Raw genomic sequence first — 16,058 nt, 5'->3', positions numbered from 1 at the left:
GAAACTGCCTCAGAAACCAATAACCATGACCGTTCATGCTTTAATCAATAGAAGCAAAAAGCGTTCCAGGTTATTGGTGCGCAACTGCTCGTCCGTTATTTTATCTGGCTATTCACTTGATAGAAAGCTCACTAAATCGGATCGACGATTTTGAGCATCTTGGTAGCCCATGTCAATTAAGTGGTTGATATATTTCGGTTCAAATAACAGATAACTAGTAATTGCTGCATCTTCAGAAGGACTTATGCCCAAAATTCTCATTAGGCTGCGTACTGCTAGAGGCATATGACAATAGTACCGTTCAACTAATGGTTCAAAGGGTGATGAGGGGGAGAGGTGAAGGGCATCAACTTGCCGTAGTGCCAAATTATCGGCTTTACTTTTATCCACGGCCAAGGCGAGGTTGTTCATACGATCCAGGTGCTCAAGGTCTGCCGAAAGGGTGTCGGCGAATATTGCATCCATCAGATGCCCGCCGAGCATAGCCAAACCGGGAGCAGGAGCAATACTGCTGTGAGTGGTGGGTGCTTGAGGGGCAAGATCAATAATAAGCACCTTCTCAGCGCCCATTTTAAGCGCGGGACGGAGCGGAGCAATTTGGTGAACGGAACCGTCGCCATAAAAACTGTGACCAATCTTGGATGCGGGAAAAACGATCGGAATCGCGGATGATGCCAGAAGATGCTCGGTATTGATTTGACTTTTTATTCCGATAGCACGAGATCGACGCCAAACCGGTATGTCAGCGTGTCCTTGGTAAAACGTGACGGATTTACTGGTGTGGTAGTTTGATGCGGTGACTGCTAATCCGTGGAGGTTTCCCGCCAGTATCTGGTGTTCTATCTTGCTAAAATTAATGACATTATTAAGCAGGTTACGTAATGGGCGATTATCAAGTAAGCCAAATGGCGGCGCATCATGATAACGTGCTTGCGTGCGGGCAAAAGCCTGTCGACCTAAGTGAAGTAGCATGCCTTGGAAAGAGCTTTGAAATACGTGCTTTGTGTGAAGATTTGACCAAAGCCATGACAGTTTTTTGACGCCGAGTCGAAAACATGACGTATGACAAGCAAGAGAGGTTGCATTGAGCGCCCCAGCTGACGTTCCACAGTATATGGTGAAAGGACTGGCGTGAACGCGCGGGTACCATTCTGAAATTGCTTTCATCACACCCACCTGATAAGCCGCGCGAGCCCCACCTCCGCTCAATAAGAGCGCGATTTTTTTCTGCGGTGCTTTTGAATCAGTCTTTGATGCCATTGTGTTAACACTCTACTTGGACTGTCGTATGGGTCAATTTTCAGTATGACTTAGAAAAGTTGTATTTGAGCCATACTCGATTTTACCTACGCCTATTCAACTAACTTTTTGAATTGATTGTGATCAAGCGCCAAAAGAGACGGCATGGCGTATCAATGCCATCGAAGAAAGAGAACAGTAAATGGTATATTTCTGTTCACTTTTTATTTCTTTGGCGAATTCATGACTCCTCCTTTAACAGCATTAATTGCTGATGATGACAAAGCAACGGCCAAGTTGGTTGAAATGCTGCTGATAAAATGGGGAATCAAAACGGTGGTTGCCTACGACGGTTTGGAAGCGTTGGAGGTGATGATGCAAGCAGATCCGCCTTCACTACTTCTTCTTGATTGGGAGATGCCCAGTTACAGTGGCATTGAGCTTTGCGAGAAAATTCGTCAAATTGATACGGCTAACCCTCCTTATATTATTCTTTGTACGGCTCGAGATAGTGCAGAGCACATTGTGCAAGGTTTGAACAAAGGGGCCAATGATTACATTTCTAAACCCTTCAATACCCAAGTGCTGAAAGCCCGAGTAGAAGTCGGTAAGCGTACACTTGAGCTTCAATCGCGTTTAGTCGATGCCATGACTAGGCTCGATCATCTCGCGAGTTTTGATGAGTTGACGGGGCTCCTTAATCGACGCGTTCTGTTTGAGCGGATACGTGAAGATTTTTCACGAGCTCATCGCGCTAAAGAAAATCTCTGTTTTGCGGTGTGTGATATTGATTGGTTTAAACGTATTAATGACAAATATGGTCACCCAGCGGGAGATGCGATCTTGCGTCAACTCGGCGACTTGCTGACTCAGGAACTACGTCCTTATGATCGGCTTGGGCGAATAGGAGGAGAAGAGTTTCTTCTTTTGTTCTCGGTGAAAGATGATTGTAATGCGGTGAAAGTGCTTGAGCGAATTAGGTCTGCCATTGAGCACCATGACTTTGTTTATGAAGAGAAGCTGATTGCAGTGACCATGAGTTTTGGCGCTACATTCATAGAAGCGGGTGCAGAAGTGGCAAGGGTTGAAGCCTATTTCAAGAGAGCAGATGAAGCATTGTATCGTTCGAAAGAAACAGGCAGAAACCACGTGACATTCTCAGAAAACATCGTTTAAAAAAGTGACTTAAACAAAGCTCAAATAAGGATTTAAGATCCTTGTTAAAAAAAACGCCTCCCATAAGGAGGCGCTCTTCGATACGGGGAGAACTTAAGCCAGTTTCGCTTTGATGTACTCAACCATATTTTCAATTTCGACAGGCATTTTTTCGCCATCACGACGGTGTTTGTATTCAAACACACCGTTTTCCATGCTGCGTTCGCCGATAATAATGGTGTGAGGCATGCCCATCAATTCCATATCAGAAAACATCACGCCTGGGCGTTCTTTGCGATCGTCGAACAATACTTCAATACCGGCAGCCGTTAGGTCAGCATATAATTTCTCTGCCGCTTCTTTAACCCGCTCAGATTTGTGCATATTCATTGGAACGATAGCAACGGTAAATGGCGCAATTGCGTCTGGCCAGATGATGCCATTGTCATCGTGGTTTTGCTCGACGGCTGCCGCAACAACACGAGATACACCGATGCCGTAGCAACCCATCTCAAGAATCACATTCTTGCCATCAGTGCCCAATACGCCGCAGTTCATTTTCTCAGAGTAGTTGGTGCCTAATTGGAAAATATGACCGACTTCAATGCCGCGTTTCAGCAAAATGGTACCTTGGCCACAAGGACTTGGGTCGCCTTCAACGACATTGCGAATATCAGCCACTTCACCAAGTTCTACATCACGACCCCAGTTAATGCCGAAGTAGTGTTTATCATCGATGTTTGCACCTGCGCCAAAATCACTCATCGCTGCCACGCTGCGGTCAACAATGAATGGAACAGTCAGGTTCACTGGACCTAGCGAGCCAGGGCCGGCATTGACGACAGCACGAATTTCTTCTTCAGTGGCAAATTCAAGCGGGGCTGCAATTTGAGCCAATTTTTCGGCTTTGAGTTCGTTCAGTTCATGATCACCACGAACGAGCAAGGCTACGATATCTGCGTCAACAGCATCAGAGGCTTTAACAAACAGTGTTTTAACTGTTTTCTCAACCTGCAGATCAAATTGCTCAACCAACTGTGCGATGGTTTTTGCATCAGGGGTGTCAACCAACGTCATTTCCTGAGTTGGCGCAGCACGCTCACCAGCAGGAGCGATGGCTTCGGCCATTTCAACGTTGGCTGCATAATCAGATTTCGTTGAGAATGCGATAGTGTCTTCGCCACTGTTTGCCAGTACATGGAACTCGTGTGACGCAGAACCACCAATTGCACCGGTGTCGGCCAGCACTGGGCGGTAATCCAAGCCCATGCGATCAAATGCAGCGCAGTAAGCGACATGCATAGCTTCGTAAGATTTTTCTAGACCTTCTTTATCGATGTCGAAGCTGTATGCATCCATCATTGAGAATTCACGTGCACGCATCACACCAAAACGTGGACGAACTTCGTCACGGAATTTGGTCTGAATTTGATACAGGTTCAATGGCAGCTGCTTGTAAGAGTTCACTTCGTTACGAACAAGGCTCGTGACCACTTCTTCCGCCGTCGGACTCAGAACAAACGGACGCTCGTGGCGATCACTGAATCGAAGAAGCTCTGGCCCCATCTTTTCAGAACGACCTGTCTCTTCCCAAAGTTCAAAGGGTTGAACAACAGGCATCAGTATTTCAATCGCACCGGCGTTATTGATTTCTTGACGAACGATGTTTTCAACCTTTTGAAGAACGCGCAAGCCGGTTGGTAGCCAGGTATATAGACCTGAAGCCAGTTTGCGGATCATTCCTGCGCGTAGCATCAGCTGGTGGCTGATTACTTCGGCGTCGTTTGGTGTTTCCTTCAACGTAGAGAGAAGGTATTTACTGGTACGCATCTAAGCTATCCGTTTATCTATTTACAGTATGGAAGGTATAAGGGAGCCATATTACCAGTGAGAGCCTTAATCGCCAAAGGCTTCTATGGTACTCACAGTGATTAGCGGTTCATCAACGGTAAACTTGACGTTTAAGTCGAAGAGATGGACGGCGTACTCCTTGTCGTCCGATTTCCCCTTTTTATATGCGGGGCGAGGATCCTGAGCGAGTACTTCTTGAATCACTTGAATTTTGTGTGCACCGTCGTTTTGTTTTAAAAGTAGATTTCTAGCGTCGTCACTGAAGGTAACTTCTAGCGTGTCAGGTATTTCCGCCGCATATCCGCCTTTTGCCTCAGTGATCGAATCGGAATAGGGAATATAAGGCTTGATGTCGACGACAGGTGTGCCATCCACTAGGTCACAACTACCAATATCGATAATGACCTGACGTCCTATCTTTCTAATGCCAGTGATGGGGACAACGGACATACCAACACCGTTAGGGCGAAAGGTCGCACGGCTGGCGAAAACGCCAACTCGTTCATTGCCACCAAGACGCGGTGGGCGAACTGTCGGTGTCCAGCCTTTCGCTAAATTTTGGTCGAATAAGAAAAGTAACCATATATGTGAAAATTGCTCGAGCCCACGAACGGCATCATCTTGATTCGCTTCTCCACAAAGTGCGATAGATGCGGTTGCACTAGGTGCAAGACCGGGTTGGCGAGGTACGGCGAACTTTTCTTTGAAAGGGGACTGAATGTGACCCACAGGCGTAAGTGAGTAATTCATAGTATTTATCTCTGATTCTTTTAACACAGACTTTACCATAGTTAGCTTGGGCAGCGGCGAGACAATAGATGATGAGCGAATTGCATGTCATAATCGCGCACTCAGCATAATAGAGGGCAGAGCATTGGCCAAACCAGCGGTATTTATTGATAGAGACGGCGTAATTAATGTCGATCATGGTTACATTAGCAAGGTCGATGACTTTGAATATATTGAAGGCGTTTTCGATGCATGCCGAGTGTTCAAAGAAATGGGCTATTTGCTCGTATTGGTAACAAACCAATCTGGCATTGCTCGCGGTTACTATAGTGAAGATGATTTTATCTCTCTGACCGAATGGATGGATTGGAATTTTGAAGATCAAGGTGTCGAATTTGACGGCATCTACTACTGTCCACATCATCCTGAGCATGGTGATGATAAGTACAAAAAAGACTGTGATTGCAGAAAACCAAAGCCTGGTATGTTTTTATCCGCGCAAGAGCACCTTGGTATCGATATGACTCATTCAGTAATGATTGGTGATAAAGCGGATGATATGAAAGCTGCAAGTGCTGCGGGGGTGGAAACTAAAATTCTTGTACGCACTGGGAAGTCGCTCACTGAAGATGGTGAAGCATTGGCAACGGTAGTATTAGATAGTATTGCTGATGTGCCAGGGTATTTAAAAACGCTATAGCGGTAGCGATAAAAAACTTAAGCGAATACATACGACCCAAATACAGCCCGTCTGGGCTGTTTTTTTATCACTTTGATGATCTTTTGAACGGTTGAGCGATTTTTTAGAGAAAAAGCGTTTTTTTAACTGGAAAGGTATTGCCAACACGAATTCTCTCCCTATAATGCGCTCCCTGTTGGCACGGCAAAGTTCGCAGCTAACGTGAGGAAAGCAAAAGTGCTTGACTCAAAAATGGAGTTGAGTTTAAATCTCTCTCCGCTCAGCAAGCCTGAGCAAGCTCTTTAACAATTTGACCTATACAATCTGTGTGGGCACTCGTACTTGATAGACATAAGATTTATCAATGCACTGAGTGACCTAAGATGGTTGAGCTTTTCGAAGTGACACTGTCAACACAGTCAATGCAGATTTGCCTTAGGGCAAAAAAGTAATTCAGTATTCATTGAGCGTTAGACCTTCTTCTTCGGAAGGGGGTATAACAAGAAAAATTCTAATTGAAGAGTTTGATCATGGCTCAGATTGAACGCTGGCGGCAGGCCTAACACATGCAAGTCGAGCGGTAACATTTCAAGAGCTTGCTTTTGAAGATGACGAGCGGCGGACGGGTGAGTAATGGCTGGGAACCTGCCCTGACGTGGGGGATAACAGTTGGAAACGACTGCTAATACCGCATGATGTCTACGGACCAAAGAGGGGGATCTTCGGACCTCTCGCGTCGGGATGGGCCCAGTTGGGATTAGCTAGTTGGTGAGGTAATGGCTCACCAAGGCGACGATCCCTAGCTGGTTTGAGAGGATGATCAGCCACACTGGAACTGAGACACGGTCCAGACTCCTACGGGAGGCAGCAGTGGGGAATATTGCACAATGGGCGCAAGCCTGATGCAGCCATGCCGCGTGTGTGAAGAAGGCCTTCGGGTTGTAAAGCACTTTCAGCAGTGAGGAAGGTTGGTACGTTAATAGCGTATTAATTTGACGTTAGCTGCAGAAGAAGCACCGGCTAACTCCGTGCCAGCAGCCGCGGTAATACGGAGGGTGCGAGCGTTAATCGGAATTACTGGGCGTAAAGCGCATGCAGGCGGTTTGTTAAGCAAGATGTGAAAGCCCCGGGCTCAACCTGGGAACCGCATTTTGAACTGGCAGGCTAGAGTCTTGTAGAGGGGGGTAGAATTTCAGGTGTAGCGGTGAAATGCGTAGAGATCTGAAGGAATACCGGTGGCGAAGGCGGCCCCCTGGACAAAGACTGACGCTCAGATGCGAAAGCGTGGGGAGCAAACAGGATTAGATACCCTGGTAGTCCACGCTGTAAACGATGTCTACTTGGAGGTTGTGGCCTAGAGCCGTGGCTTCCGGAGCTAACGCGTTAAGTAGACCGCCTGGGGAGTACGGTCGCAAGATTAAAACTCAAATGAATTGACGGGGGCCCGCACAAGCGGTGGAGCATGTGGTTTAATTCGATGCAACGCGAAGAACCTTACCTACTCTTGACATCCACAGAATTCGCTAGAGATAGCTTAGTGCCTTCGGGAACTGTGAGACAGGTGCTGCATGGCTGTCGTCAGCTCGTGTTGTGAAATGTTGGGTTAAGTCCCGCAACGAGCGCAACCCTTATCCTTGTTTGCCAGCGAGTAATGTCGGGAACTCCAGGGAGACTGCCGGTGATAAACCGGAGGAAGGTGGGGACGACGTCAAGTCATCATGGCCCTTACGAGTAGGGCTACACACGTGCTACAATGGCGTATACAGAGGGCAGCAAGACCGCGAGGTGGAGCGAATCCCAGAAAGTACGTCGTAGTCCGGATCGGAGTCTGCAACTCGACTCCGTGAAGTCGGAATCGCTAGTAATCGTGGATCAGAATGCCACGGTGAATACGTTCCCGGGCCTTGTACACACCGCCCGTCACACCATGGGAGTGGGCTGCACCAGAAGTAGATAGCTTAACCTTCGGGAGGGCGTTTACCACGGTGTGGTTCATGACTGGGGTGAAGTCGTAACAAGGTAGCCCTAGGGGAACCTGGGGCTGGATCACCTCCTTAACGATACTATTAATGCCAGTGTCCACACAAATTGTATAGGTTGAAAAAGTAAAGAGTGGTTGAGGTCCCAAGCCTCAACGCATCAGCGACGCGAGTTGTTGAAAGATAAGTGTCCCATTCGTCTAGAGGCCTAGGACACCGCCCTTTCACGGCGGTAACAGGGGTTCGACTCCCCTATGGGACGCCACGGGTCGTTAGCTCAGTTGGTAGAGCAGTTGACTTTTAATCAATTGGTCGTAGGTTCGAATCCTACACGACCCACCATTCTCTCCATGAGGGAATTAAAACTATCGTGGGCGATTAGCTCAGTTGGGAGAGCACCTCCCTTACAAGGAGGGGGTCACTGGTTCGAGCCCGGTATCGCCCACCACTTTTCCTTTATATTAAATTGAAGTTTTATTCGTTTGGTATGCTAAACGTCGAAATACTTCATCTTGTCTAAAGAAAAAGCACACTAGTGACACCATTTCGATGGGGCTATAGCTCAGCTGGGAGAGCGCTTGCATGGCATGCAAGAGGTCGACGGTTCGATCCCGTCTAGCTCCACCACTCTTTAAATGCATTCTCACGAGTGTCTTTAGAAAGTGGACATCTCTGTATCAGAGACACATCACTTTGCTCTTTAAAAATCTGGAAAGCTGACTAGTAGATTTATGACTTCTCTTTATAGAGAGGAAATAAATTGAAATCTGTTTCTTATCTCTCTACCCGAGAGGTAATGAAACAAAAGTTCTCAAAACGTTAATCCTGATGGGATTAACACCAAACACATTCAAGTGTTCTTGGTTTCATCGAAAGGTGAACATATTTGAGTCCGGCGAAAAACCGTTCAGCGAAAGCTGAACCGACTCTTTAACGAGAGTCACCTTGGTTGTTTGCCATACATAAAGACCTCTTGGGGTTGTATGGTTAAGTGACTAAGCGTACACGGTGGATGCCTTGGCAGTCAGAGGCGATGAAGGACGTATTAACTTGCGATAAGCGTAGATAAGGCAGTAAAAGCCACTTGAGTCTACGATTTCCGAATGGGGAAACCCACGTGCATAAGCACGTATCATGCAGTGAATACATAGCTGTATGAGGCGAACTCGGGGAACTGAAACATCTAAGTACCCGAAGGAAAAGAAATCAATTGAGATTCCGGCAGTAGCGGCGAGCGACCCCGGATTAGCCCTTAAGCAGTTTAAGTGTTAGTGGAAGCCTCTGGAAAGTGGCGCGATACAGGGTGATAGCCCCGTACACGACAATGCTTTTATTGTGAAAACGAGTAGGACGGGACACGTGGTATCCTGTCTGAACATGGGGGGACCATCCTCCAAGGCTAAATACTCCTGACTGACCGATAGTGAACCAGTACCGTGAGGGAAAGGCGAAAAGAACCCCTGTGAGGGGAGTGAAATAGAACCTGAAACCGTGTACGTACAAGCAGTGGGAGCCTCTTTTATGGGGTGACTGCGTACCTTTTGTATAATGGGTCAGCGACTTACTTTTAGTAGCAAGGTTAACCGAATAGGGGAGCCGTAGGGAAACCGAGTCTTAACTGGGCGAATAAGTTGCTAGGAGTAGACCCGAAACCGAGTGATCTAGCCATGGGCAGGTTGAAGATTGAGTAACATCAATTGGAGGACCGAACCGACTAATGTTGAAAAATTAGCGGATGACTTGTGGCTAGGGGTGAAAGGCCAATCAAACTCGGAGATAGCTGGTTCTCCCCGAAAGCTATTTAGGTAGCGCCTCGGACGAATACTACTGGGGGTAGAGCACTGTTAAGGCTAGGGGGTCATCCCGACTTACCAACCCTTTGCAAACTCCGAATACCAGTAAGTACTATCCGGGAGACACACGGCGGGTGCTAACGTCCGTCGTGGAGAGGGAAACAACCCAGACCGCCAGCTAAGGTCCCAAAGTTATCGCTAAGTGGGAAACGATGTGGGAAGGCTCAGACAGCCAGGATGTTGGCTTAGAAGCAGCCATCATTTAAAGAAAGCGTAATAGCTCACTGGTCGAGTCGGCCTGCGCGGAAGATGTAACGGGGCTAAGCGATACACCGAAGCTGCGGCATCAACTCTTCGGAGTTGTTGGGTAGGGGAGCGTTCTGTAAGCCGTTGAAGGTGAACTGTAAGGTTTGCTGGAGGTATCAGAAGTGCGAATGCTGACATGAGTAACGATAAAGGGGGTGAAAAACCTCCTCGCCGGAAGACCAAGGGTTCCTGTCCAACGTTAATCGGGGCAGGGTAAGTCGACCCCTAAGGCGAGGCCGAAAGGCGTAGTCGATGGGAAACGGGTTAATATTCCCGTACTGCTTATAACTGCGATGGGGGGACGGAGAAGGCTAGGTGGGCTTGGCGACGGTTGTCCAAGTTCAAGTGCGTAGGTGGGTGTCTTAGGTAAATCCGGGACGCTATTAACACTGAGACACGATGTCGAGTCACTACGGTGATGAAGTCATTGATGCCATGCTTCCGGGAAAAGCCTCTAAGCTTCAGGTTATAAGGAATCGTACCCCAAACCGACACAGGTGGTCGGGTAGAGAATACCAAGGCGCTTGAGAGAACTCGGGTGAAGGAACTAGGCAAAATGGTACCGTAACTTCGGGAGAAGGTACGCTGCCTCCGGTGAAGTCCCTTGCGGATGGAGCTAGAGGCAGTCGCAGATACCAGGTGGCTGCAACTGTTTATTAAAAACATAGCACTGTGCAAAATCGAAAGATGACGTATACGGTGTGACGCCTGCCCGGTGCCGGAAGGTTAATTGATGGGGTTATCTTCGGAGAAGCTCTTGATCGAAGCCCCGGTAAACGGCGGCCGTAACTATAACGGTCCTAAGGTAGCGAAATTCCTTGTCGGGTAAGTTCCGACCTGCACGAATGGCGTAATGATGGCCACGCTGTCTCCACCCGAGACTCAGTGAAATTGAAATCGCAGTGAAGATGCTGTGTACCCGCGGCTAGACGGAAAGACCCCGTGAACCTTTACTACAGCTTGGCACTGAACATTGACCCTACATGTGTAGGATAGGTGGGAGCCTTTGAAGCATCGTCGCTAGATGGTGTGGAGGCAATCTTGAAATACCACCCTTGTATGCTTGATGTTCTAACGTTGGTCCCTTATCGGGATTGCGGACAGTGCCTGGTGGGTAGTTTGACTGGGGCGGTCTCCTCCCAAAGAGTAACGGAGGAGCACGAAGGTGGGCTAATCACGGTCGGACATCGTGAGGTTAGTGCAATGGCATAAGCCCGCTTGACTGCGAGAATGACAATTCGAGCAGGTACGAAAGTAGGTCATAGTGATCCGGTGGTTCTGAATGGAAGGGTCATCGCTCAACGGATAAAAGGTACTCCGGGGATAACAGGCTGATACCGCCCAAGAGTTCATATCGACGGCGGTGTTTGGCACCTCGATGTCGGCTCATCACATCCTGGGGCTGAAGTCGGTCCCAAGGGTATGGCTGTTCGCCATTTAAAGTGGTACGCGAGCTGGGTTTAGAACGTCGTGAGACAGTTCGGTCCCTATCTGCCGTGGGCGTTGGATGATTGAGAGGGGCTGCTCCTAGTACGAGAGGACCGGAGTGGACGAACCTCTGGTGTTCGGGTTGTCACGCCAGTGGCATTGCCCGGTAGCTAAGTTCGGAATTGATAAGCGCTGAAAGCATCTAAGCGCGAAGCGAGCCTCGAGATGAGTCATCCCTGACACTATAAGTGTCCTAAAGGGTTGTTGGAGACTACGACGTAGATAGGCAGGGTGTGTAAGTGCTGCGAGGCATTGAGCTAACCTGTACTAATTGCCCGTGAGGCTTAACCATACAACACCCAAGGGGTTTTAGCGGACTCAGATAAGAACGTTGAATGTGTATTGAGAACCCATAGCTAGTCAGAATTTTCCCAGATTTAGTATCTTGCCGTTATCCATAGAGATAGCGTAGGCAGGGTTTATTCTGGCAAAGCCGCCCACGAGCTGAGCGAGGAAGTGTACGACTGTACATGACCGAGTGAAGGAGGCAGGCAATGCAGCCAGAGTGAAGCCTCACAAGCGGGATACAACAACAGAATTTGCTTGGCGACCATAGCATTATGGACCCACCTGATCCCATGCCGAACTCAGTAGTGAAACGTAATAGCGCCGATGGTAGTGTGGGGTCTCCCCATGTGAGAGTAGGACATCGCCAGGCTTCAAATTCGTTTTCATCTTTTTAAGAAAAAGATGAAGGCAAAAGTTTAGATACACGCATTGAACGGTGTGTATCGGATAGACACCAAGGTGTTTATCTTCGTGTGGAGCGGTAGTTCAGTTGGTTAGAATACCGGCCTGTCACGCCGGGGGTCGCGGGTTCGAGTCCCGTCCGCTCCGCCATTTATTCAGACAAAGTTAAGTCTTTAAAACAACTACAGGGGTGTAGCTCCAATTGGCAGAGCAGCGGATTCCAAATCCGCGTGTTGGGAGTTCGAATCTCTCCACCCCTGCCACCTTCGAAAGCCTCGACAGAAATGTCGGGGCTTTTTTGTATTTGTCGCTTTTTCAAAGCGATGTTGGGAGCTGGAACGCCAGCTCGGTCGAATCTCTCCATCCCTGCCACTTTCGAAAGCCTCGACAGAAATGTCGGGGCTTTTTCGTATTTGTCGCTTTTTCAAAGCGATGTTGTGAGCTGGAACGCCAGCCCGGTCGAATCTCTCCACCCCTGCCAGTTCTATTTGCTCATGCCAAAACTAAAGCCTTACACTGGGCGTCCCTGAAACAATGCTGAGGTTTCATTCGTCTAGTTGAAGCTCAACAAGTCATAGTGGGATGTATAGCGTATTAAAGTGTCAGGCTTTATCAACAAGCTGAAGTGGTGATGAGATTTTGCAATAAGGACAAGCTCTACACTCAGTGTTTGGGCTAAATGATCGATTGCTTTTCCAACTGGGCCATCGACGACATACACATGCTCTTTTGATAGTTCTGTTCCCAGTAGCAATGCTTCCAGCTTATTTTCGAGCTCTTTTTTCTTGCTATCAACGACCTTGTCGCCATCTGCCTTGCCGAAATAAATCTCGTCATCTGTGTAGTCTTCACCCATGTAGGTAGCATATCCGACGTAAAGTTCCGCGTTGAGTTGCACCGCAATAGCGAGCGCTTTTTGTAAATGGGGTTTAGAGTCAAGATCAAGTGCGTAAAGTATTCTGCTGTACATAGCCTATGCCTTCTTCGGTTTGTTGACCCATGCATACTCTAATCGCGATACAAAACCGTGATAAATCAGAGCAACAATCACGATGACACACGCACCTGCTAGCACAGGGTAAAGCGCAAACGTGAAACTTGTGTGTCCACCCAACATGATAAGCAACGGATTACCGCCGGCAGGAGGATGAGTGACATTAAACAGAATCATAAAGAAAATCCCTGTACCTACAGCTAACCCGAGTGACCAAAATTCAGGAGGAAAGAGATTGGCAAAAATGACGCCGACGATGGCTGTTGTTAGATGGCCTAAGATGACATTGGGAGGTTGTGCTAGGGGGCTTTGGGGTAATCCAAAAACCAGAACCATGGTTGCTCCGAAAGGCGCCATTAAGACATAATCACCTTTCGCACTTTCATCAATTAATGCCAGCAAGGCGATACAAATGGCAGAGCCAATCGCTGCAACGAAGGCAATCATCCAAGGTTTTTGAGCTGGGTGTAAAATACGGTAATAGATGCCTTTAGATTCATTAACCATTTTTTGCTCCTGAATGTGCGAGTCGAGAGAGTATAGGGGCAATTGAATGTTGCACATGTGAATTAGAGCGCTGTGTCCCGCTATTGAAACGACTGTTATGAGTTCATCGACAATATTTATCAGGGGAGAGCGAAATACCCTTGCTCTTAGATAGATCGATCGAATGTTAAACTAATAAATAAGGTGCCGCTTTTTATGAGACAACTTAGATCCCGATGGGCAATCCTTGGCGCATTATTATTAATCAGCGGCATTCTAACGGTCTATATGGTTGTTGATGTACCGACGGAGGCGAGCTTGGCATCAGGAGAGGCAAGCGTTCGCTGTCGTGACTATTCAGAGACCGAAACGATTGATGTGACCAAACCACTTAATATCGCGGTATGGAATATCTACAAACAACAATTAGATGGTTGGGAGACTGAGCTTTCGGATTTATCGAAAAAAAACTCACTGATATTACTTCAAGAAGCTCAATCTAAACCTCAGCTTCTCAGCTACATAGAGCGAGAAGGGTGGCATAGTAATCAGGCATACGCATTCGCGATCAATGGTGAAATTGCTGGCGTGATGACTTTGTCTGAAGTGAAGCCAGCAAAAGTCTGCGCCTATACCAAAGTTGAGCCATACCTGCGCTTACCGAAAAGTGCTCTTTACAGTGCATTCTCCTTGTCGGATGGAAATACTCTGTCTGTTATTAACCTACACAGTATTAACTTTACTTTTGGAGTGGAAGAATACAGAGAGCAGCTTCAGTCGCTGGTTGATGCGGTGAGCGATATCAGTGGTTCACTCATCATTGCTGGAGACTTTAATACTTGGAGCGATGAGCGTCTGAATGTGGTTAAAAAAGAACTTGATGAGCTTGGACTGAAAGAGGCTCAATATAGCAGCGACGATCGACTGACAGTTTTTGGTCATCCACTTGATCATTTGTTCTACCGAGATCTTGAGCTTAATGTATCTTTGTCAAAAAAGACAACGGCGTCTGACCACGCATTCATCGAAGCGTCTCTGACATTTCTTTCTCAATAACAAAAGGGCAGTATTGCTACTGCCCTTCATTTCTTTAAATGGCTTTTGCTACTTCAACTAACGGCTCGTTTTCATAAAGTGGTCTTAATGCCTGCAGCACATCAGATCTTGAAATCACACCGACTAAGCGGCCATTAGTGATAACCGGCAAAATATGCGGTTTACTTACTTTAGCCTCTTTAACTCGCTCTTTTAGCGACAAATTGGAGAAGCTTGTTGCGATACCCATCGGAGATACGGGGAAAACCTTTTCTTTGTCCATGACTAAGAATTCAGCGACGTCAACTAAGCTTTCTTCTGCATTTAACGCCGTCACATCATCACACATCAACTCGCCAACGACTTGTTTCGCATCAGGTAGATAGTCCTCACACCAAAGATTAACCATCGCATCATGTACTGAGAAAAAACCTACAACCTGCATTTGACTGTCGCAAACTGGCGCACCAGTTATGCCATTAGAAAGCAAGGTGTCAATGGCTTGAGCCGTGCGGTCACTTGCTTTCAAGACGATAGGGTTTGTATTCATTAGATCTTTTACTTTCACGGAGTTAATCATGGCAGAGTCCTTACTGGCTTTAGCGATAGTCACTGGCGTGTTAATGCTCAGCATGTCGGGTTGTTGCATTTGTTTTCGGTAGATCCCCCAGTTAGCTAGACCGACAAGCACGGCGCCGCCAACAATGTTGCCTAAGGTAACGGGGATCAGGTTGTTGATGATGAAGTTGTTGAAGGTGAGGTCAGCATAGGTTGCTGCATTAGCGCCAAGTCCAAGCCAAAAGGTATCTGGAGAAAAATTGGCGATGACGATGCCTAATGGCACCATGAACATATTGGCAATACTGTGTTCAAAACCGCTAGATACAAACATTGCGACAGGCAACATTGTCATTACAGCTTTGACAATGGGGTTGGCAGAACAAAAAGTGAGCCAAATAGCAGTACAAACTAAAATGTTACACAAAACGCCTAAAGTGAAGGCTTCGAGCCAAGTGTGGTGAAGTTTATGCTGGGCAATATTAAGCGCATTTAAGCCCCATTGACCGCCATCAAGCTGATATAAGCCTGCCGCGGTTACCATGATGACAAGGAGTGTTGCCCCTAAGAAATTACCAAGGTAGACCTTTCCCCAAGTTGAAAGCAGCTTGCTGATGCTTACCTGATTATTAGCCCATGAAATACTCGACAGCACTGTGCTGGTAAATAGCTCGCCTTCAAAAATAACAATCAAGATCAGTCCCATGCTAAAAGCGAAACCGCCGATCAGTCGATTAACGCCCCAGTTTGTGCTGTCATTGCCTGTAGTTACTGTGATGTAAAACAGAAAGGCGAGACCGATAAAGGCACCAGCCAGAATGGCTAAACTGAGTGTGGCACCGCTGCGTTTGCTAATTTTCTTTAGCGCATAACGTTCCGCTTCATTCATCATTTCTGATGCAGAAAAACCTTTGACTGAAACGAATTCGTGATCAGAGTATACCGTCGTCATCGCAATGCCTCCCATATGTATTCATGTCATTCTCCTTGTGATTTAGCTTGGCGATTGCCTTGCTTCTTAATCAGCGTAATGGGGAATGCTTGATCAAGTACAATTGATAATTCTTTGAATCATA

The 16,058-nt window shown here is 47.3% G+C and carries 9 protein-coding genes, 6 tRNA genes and 3 rRNA genes; 12 read left to right on the top strand and 6 right to left on the bottom strand.

The features are described 5' to 3' along the window. Positions 1-108 precede the first annotated feature (108 nt). Positions 109-1,260: a patatin-like phospholipase family protein gene (locus AC3CIC_RS12625; protein ID WP_017004458.1), complete on the bottom strand. Its 1,152-nt coding sequence runs from the start codon at positions 1,258-1,260 to the stop codon at positions 109-111. A 222-nt stretch (positions 1,261-1,482) separates the two neighbouring features. On the opposite strand from AC3CIC_RS12625, the gene AC3CIC_RS12620 reads away from it, so the two are divergent. After that, a complete protein-coding gene (locus tag AC3CIC_RS12620; RefSeq protein WP_488514782.1) occupies positions 1,483-2,415 on the top strand; it encodes a GGDEF domain-containing response regulator in 933 nt (310 codons plus the stop codon). Positions 2,416-2,508: 93 nt separating this feature from the next. On the opposite strand, the gene AC3CIC_RS12615 is transcribed toward AC3CIC_RS12620, so the two are convergent. Beyond that, positions 2,509-4,224 carry a proline--tRNA ligase gene (locus AC3CIC_RS12615; RefSeq protein ID WP_488514781.1) on the bottom strand — a complete coding sequence of 572 codons (1,716 nt, stop codon included), beginning with the start codon at positions 4,222-4,224 and terminating at the stop codon, positions 2,509-2,511. A 66-nt stretch (positions 4,225-4,290) separates the two neighbouring features. After that, a complete protein-coding gene (tsaA, locus tag AC3CIC_RS12610; RefSeq protein ID WP_488514780.1) occupies positions 4,291-4,995 on the bottom strand; it encodes a tRNA (N6-threonylcarbamoyladenosine(37)-N6)-methyltransferase TrmO in 705 nt (234 codons plus the stop codon). A gap of 124 nt (positions 4,996-5,119) precedes the next feature. On the opposite strand from tsaA, the gene gmhB reads away from it, so the two are divergent. From gmhB to AC3CIC_RS12560, 10 genes are all read left to right on the top strand, one after another. Next, positions 5,120-5,674 carry a D-glycero-beta-D-manno-heptose 1,7-bisphosphate 7-phosphatase gene (gene gmhB, locus AC3CIC_RS12605; protein ID WP_488514779.1) on the top strand — a complete coding sequence of 185 codons (555 nt, stop codon included), beginning with the start codon at positions 5,120-5,122 and terminating at the stop codon, positions 5,672-5,674. A 491-nt stretch (positions 5,675-6,165) separates the two neighbouring features. Continuing rightward, positions 6,166-7,710 (top strand): 16S ribosomal RNA (locus AC3CIC_RS12600). A 111-nt stretch (positions 7,711-7,821) separates the two neighbouring features. Next, a tRNA-Glu gene (locus AC3CIC_RS12595) sits at positions 7,822-7,897 on the top strand. A gap of 1 nt (position 7,898) precedes the next feature. Beyond that, positions 7,899-7,974: transfer RNA gene (locus tag AC3CIC_RS12590), tRNA-Lys, on the top strand. A 30-nt stretch (positions 7,975-8,004) separates the two neighbouring features. Next, positions 8,005-8,080, top strand: a tRNA-Val gene (locus AC3CIC_RS12585). A 103-nt stretch (positions 8,081-8,183) separates the two neighbouring features. Then, positions 8,184-8,259, top strand: a tRNA-Ala gene (locus tag AC3CIC_RS12580). 358 nt (positions 8,260-8,617) lie between these two features. Then, positions 8,618-11,511: ribosomal RNA gene (locus AC3CIC_RS12575) — 23S ribosomal RNA — on the top strand. Positions 11,512-11,761: 250 nt separating this feature from the next. Then, positions 11,762-11,877, top strand: a 5S ribosomal RNA gene (gene rrf / locus AC3CIC_RS12570). The 16S, 23S and 5S rRNA genes sit together here with 6 tRNA genes alongside, the layout of an rRNA operon. 105 nt (positions 11,878-11,982) lie before the next feature. Then, positions 11,983-12,059, top strand: a tRNA-Asp gene (locus AC3CIC_RS12565). 36 nt (positions 12,060-12,095) lie between these two features. Beyond that, positions 12,096-12,172: transfer RNA gene (locus AC3CIC_RS12560), tRNA-Trp, on the top strand. Between the two features lie 290 nt (positions 12,173-12,462). On the opposite strand, the gene AC3CIC_RS12555 is transcribed toward AC3CIC_RS12560, so the two are convergent. Continuing rightward, complete coding sequence (locus AC3CIC_RS12555) at positions 12,463-12,879, bottom strand: universal stress protein (protein WP_488514778.1); 417 nt, start codon at positions 12,877-12,879, stop codon at positions 12,463-12,465. Positions 12,880-12,882: 3 nt separating this feature from the next. After that, positions 12,883-13,410 carry an HPP family protein gene (locus AC3CIC_RS12550; protein WP_017004454.1) on the bottom strand — a complete coding sequence of 176 codons (528 nt, stop codon included), beginning with the start codon at positions 13,408-13,410 and terminating at the stop codon, positions 12,883-12,885. 195 nt (positions 13,411-13,605) lie between these two features. On the opposite strand from AC3CIC_RS12550, the gene AC3CIC_RS12545 reads away from it, so the two are divergent. Further along, positions 13,606-14,445: an endonuclease/exonuclease/phosphatase family protein gene (locus AC3CIC_RS12545; RefSeq protein ID WP_488514777.1), complete on the top strand. Its 840-nt coding sequence runs from the start codon at positions 13,606-13,608 to the stop codon at positions 14,443-14,445. Positions 14,446-14,479: 34 nt separating this feature from the next. Here AC3CIC_RS12545 and focA read toward each other — a convergent pair whose 3' ends face one another. Further along, complete coding sequence (gene focA, locus AC3CIC_RS12540; RefSeq protein ID WP_488514776.1) at positions 14,480-15,949, bottom strand: formate transporter FocA; 1,470 nt, start codon at positions 15,947-15,949, stop codon at positions 14,480-14,482. Positions 15,950-16,058: the final 109 nt, after the last annotated feature.

It is taken from the genome of Enterovibrio sp. QJM3NY_24 (assembly GCF_057786035.1).
Note: the sequence above shows the minus strand (reverse complement) of the source record. Positions and strands in the feature narration are given on the sequence as shown.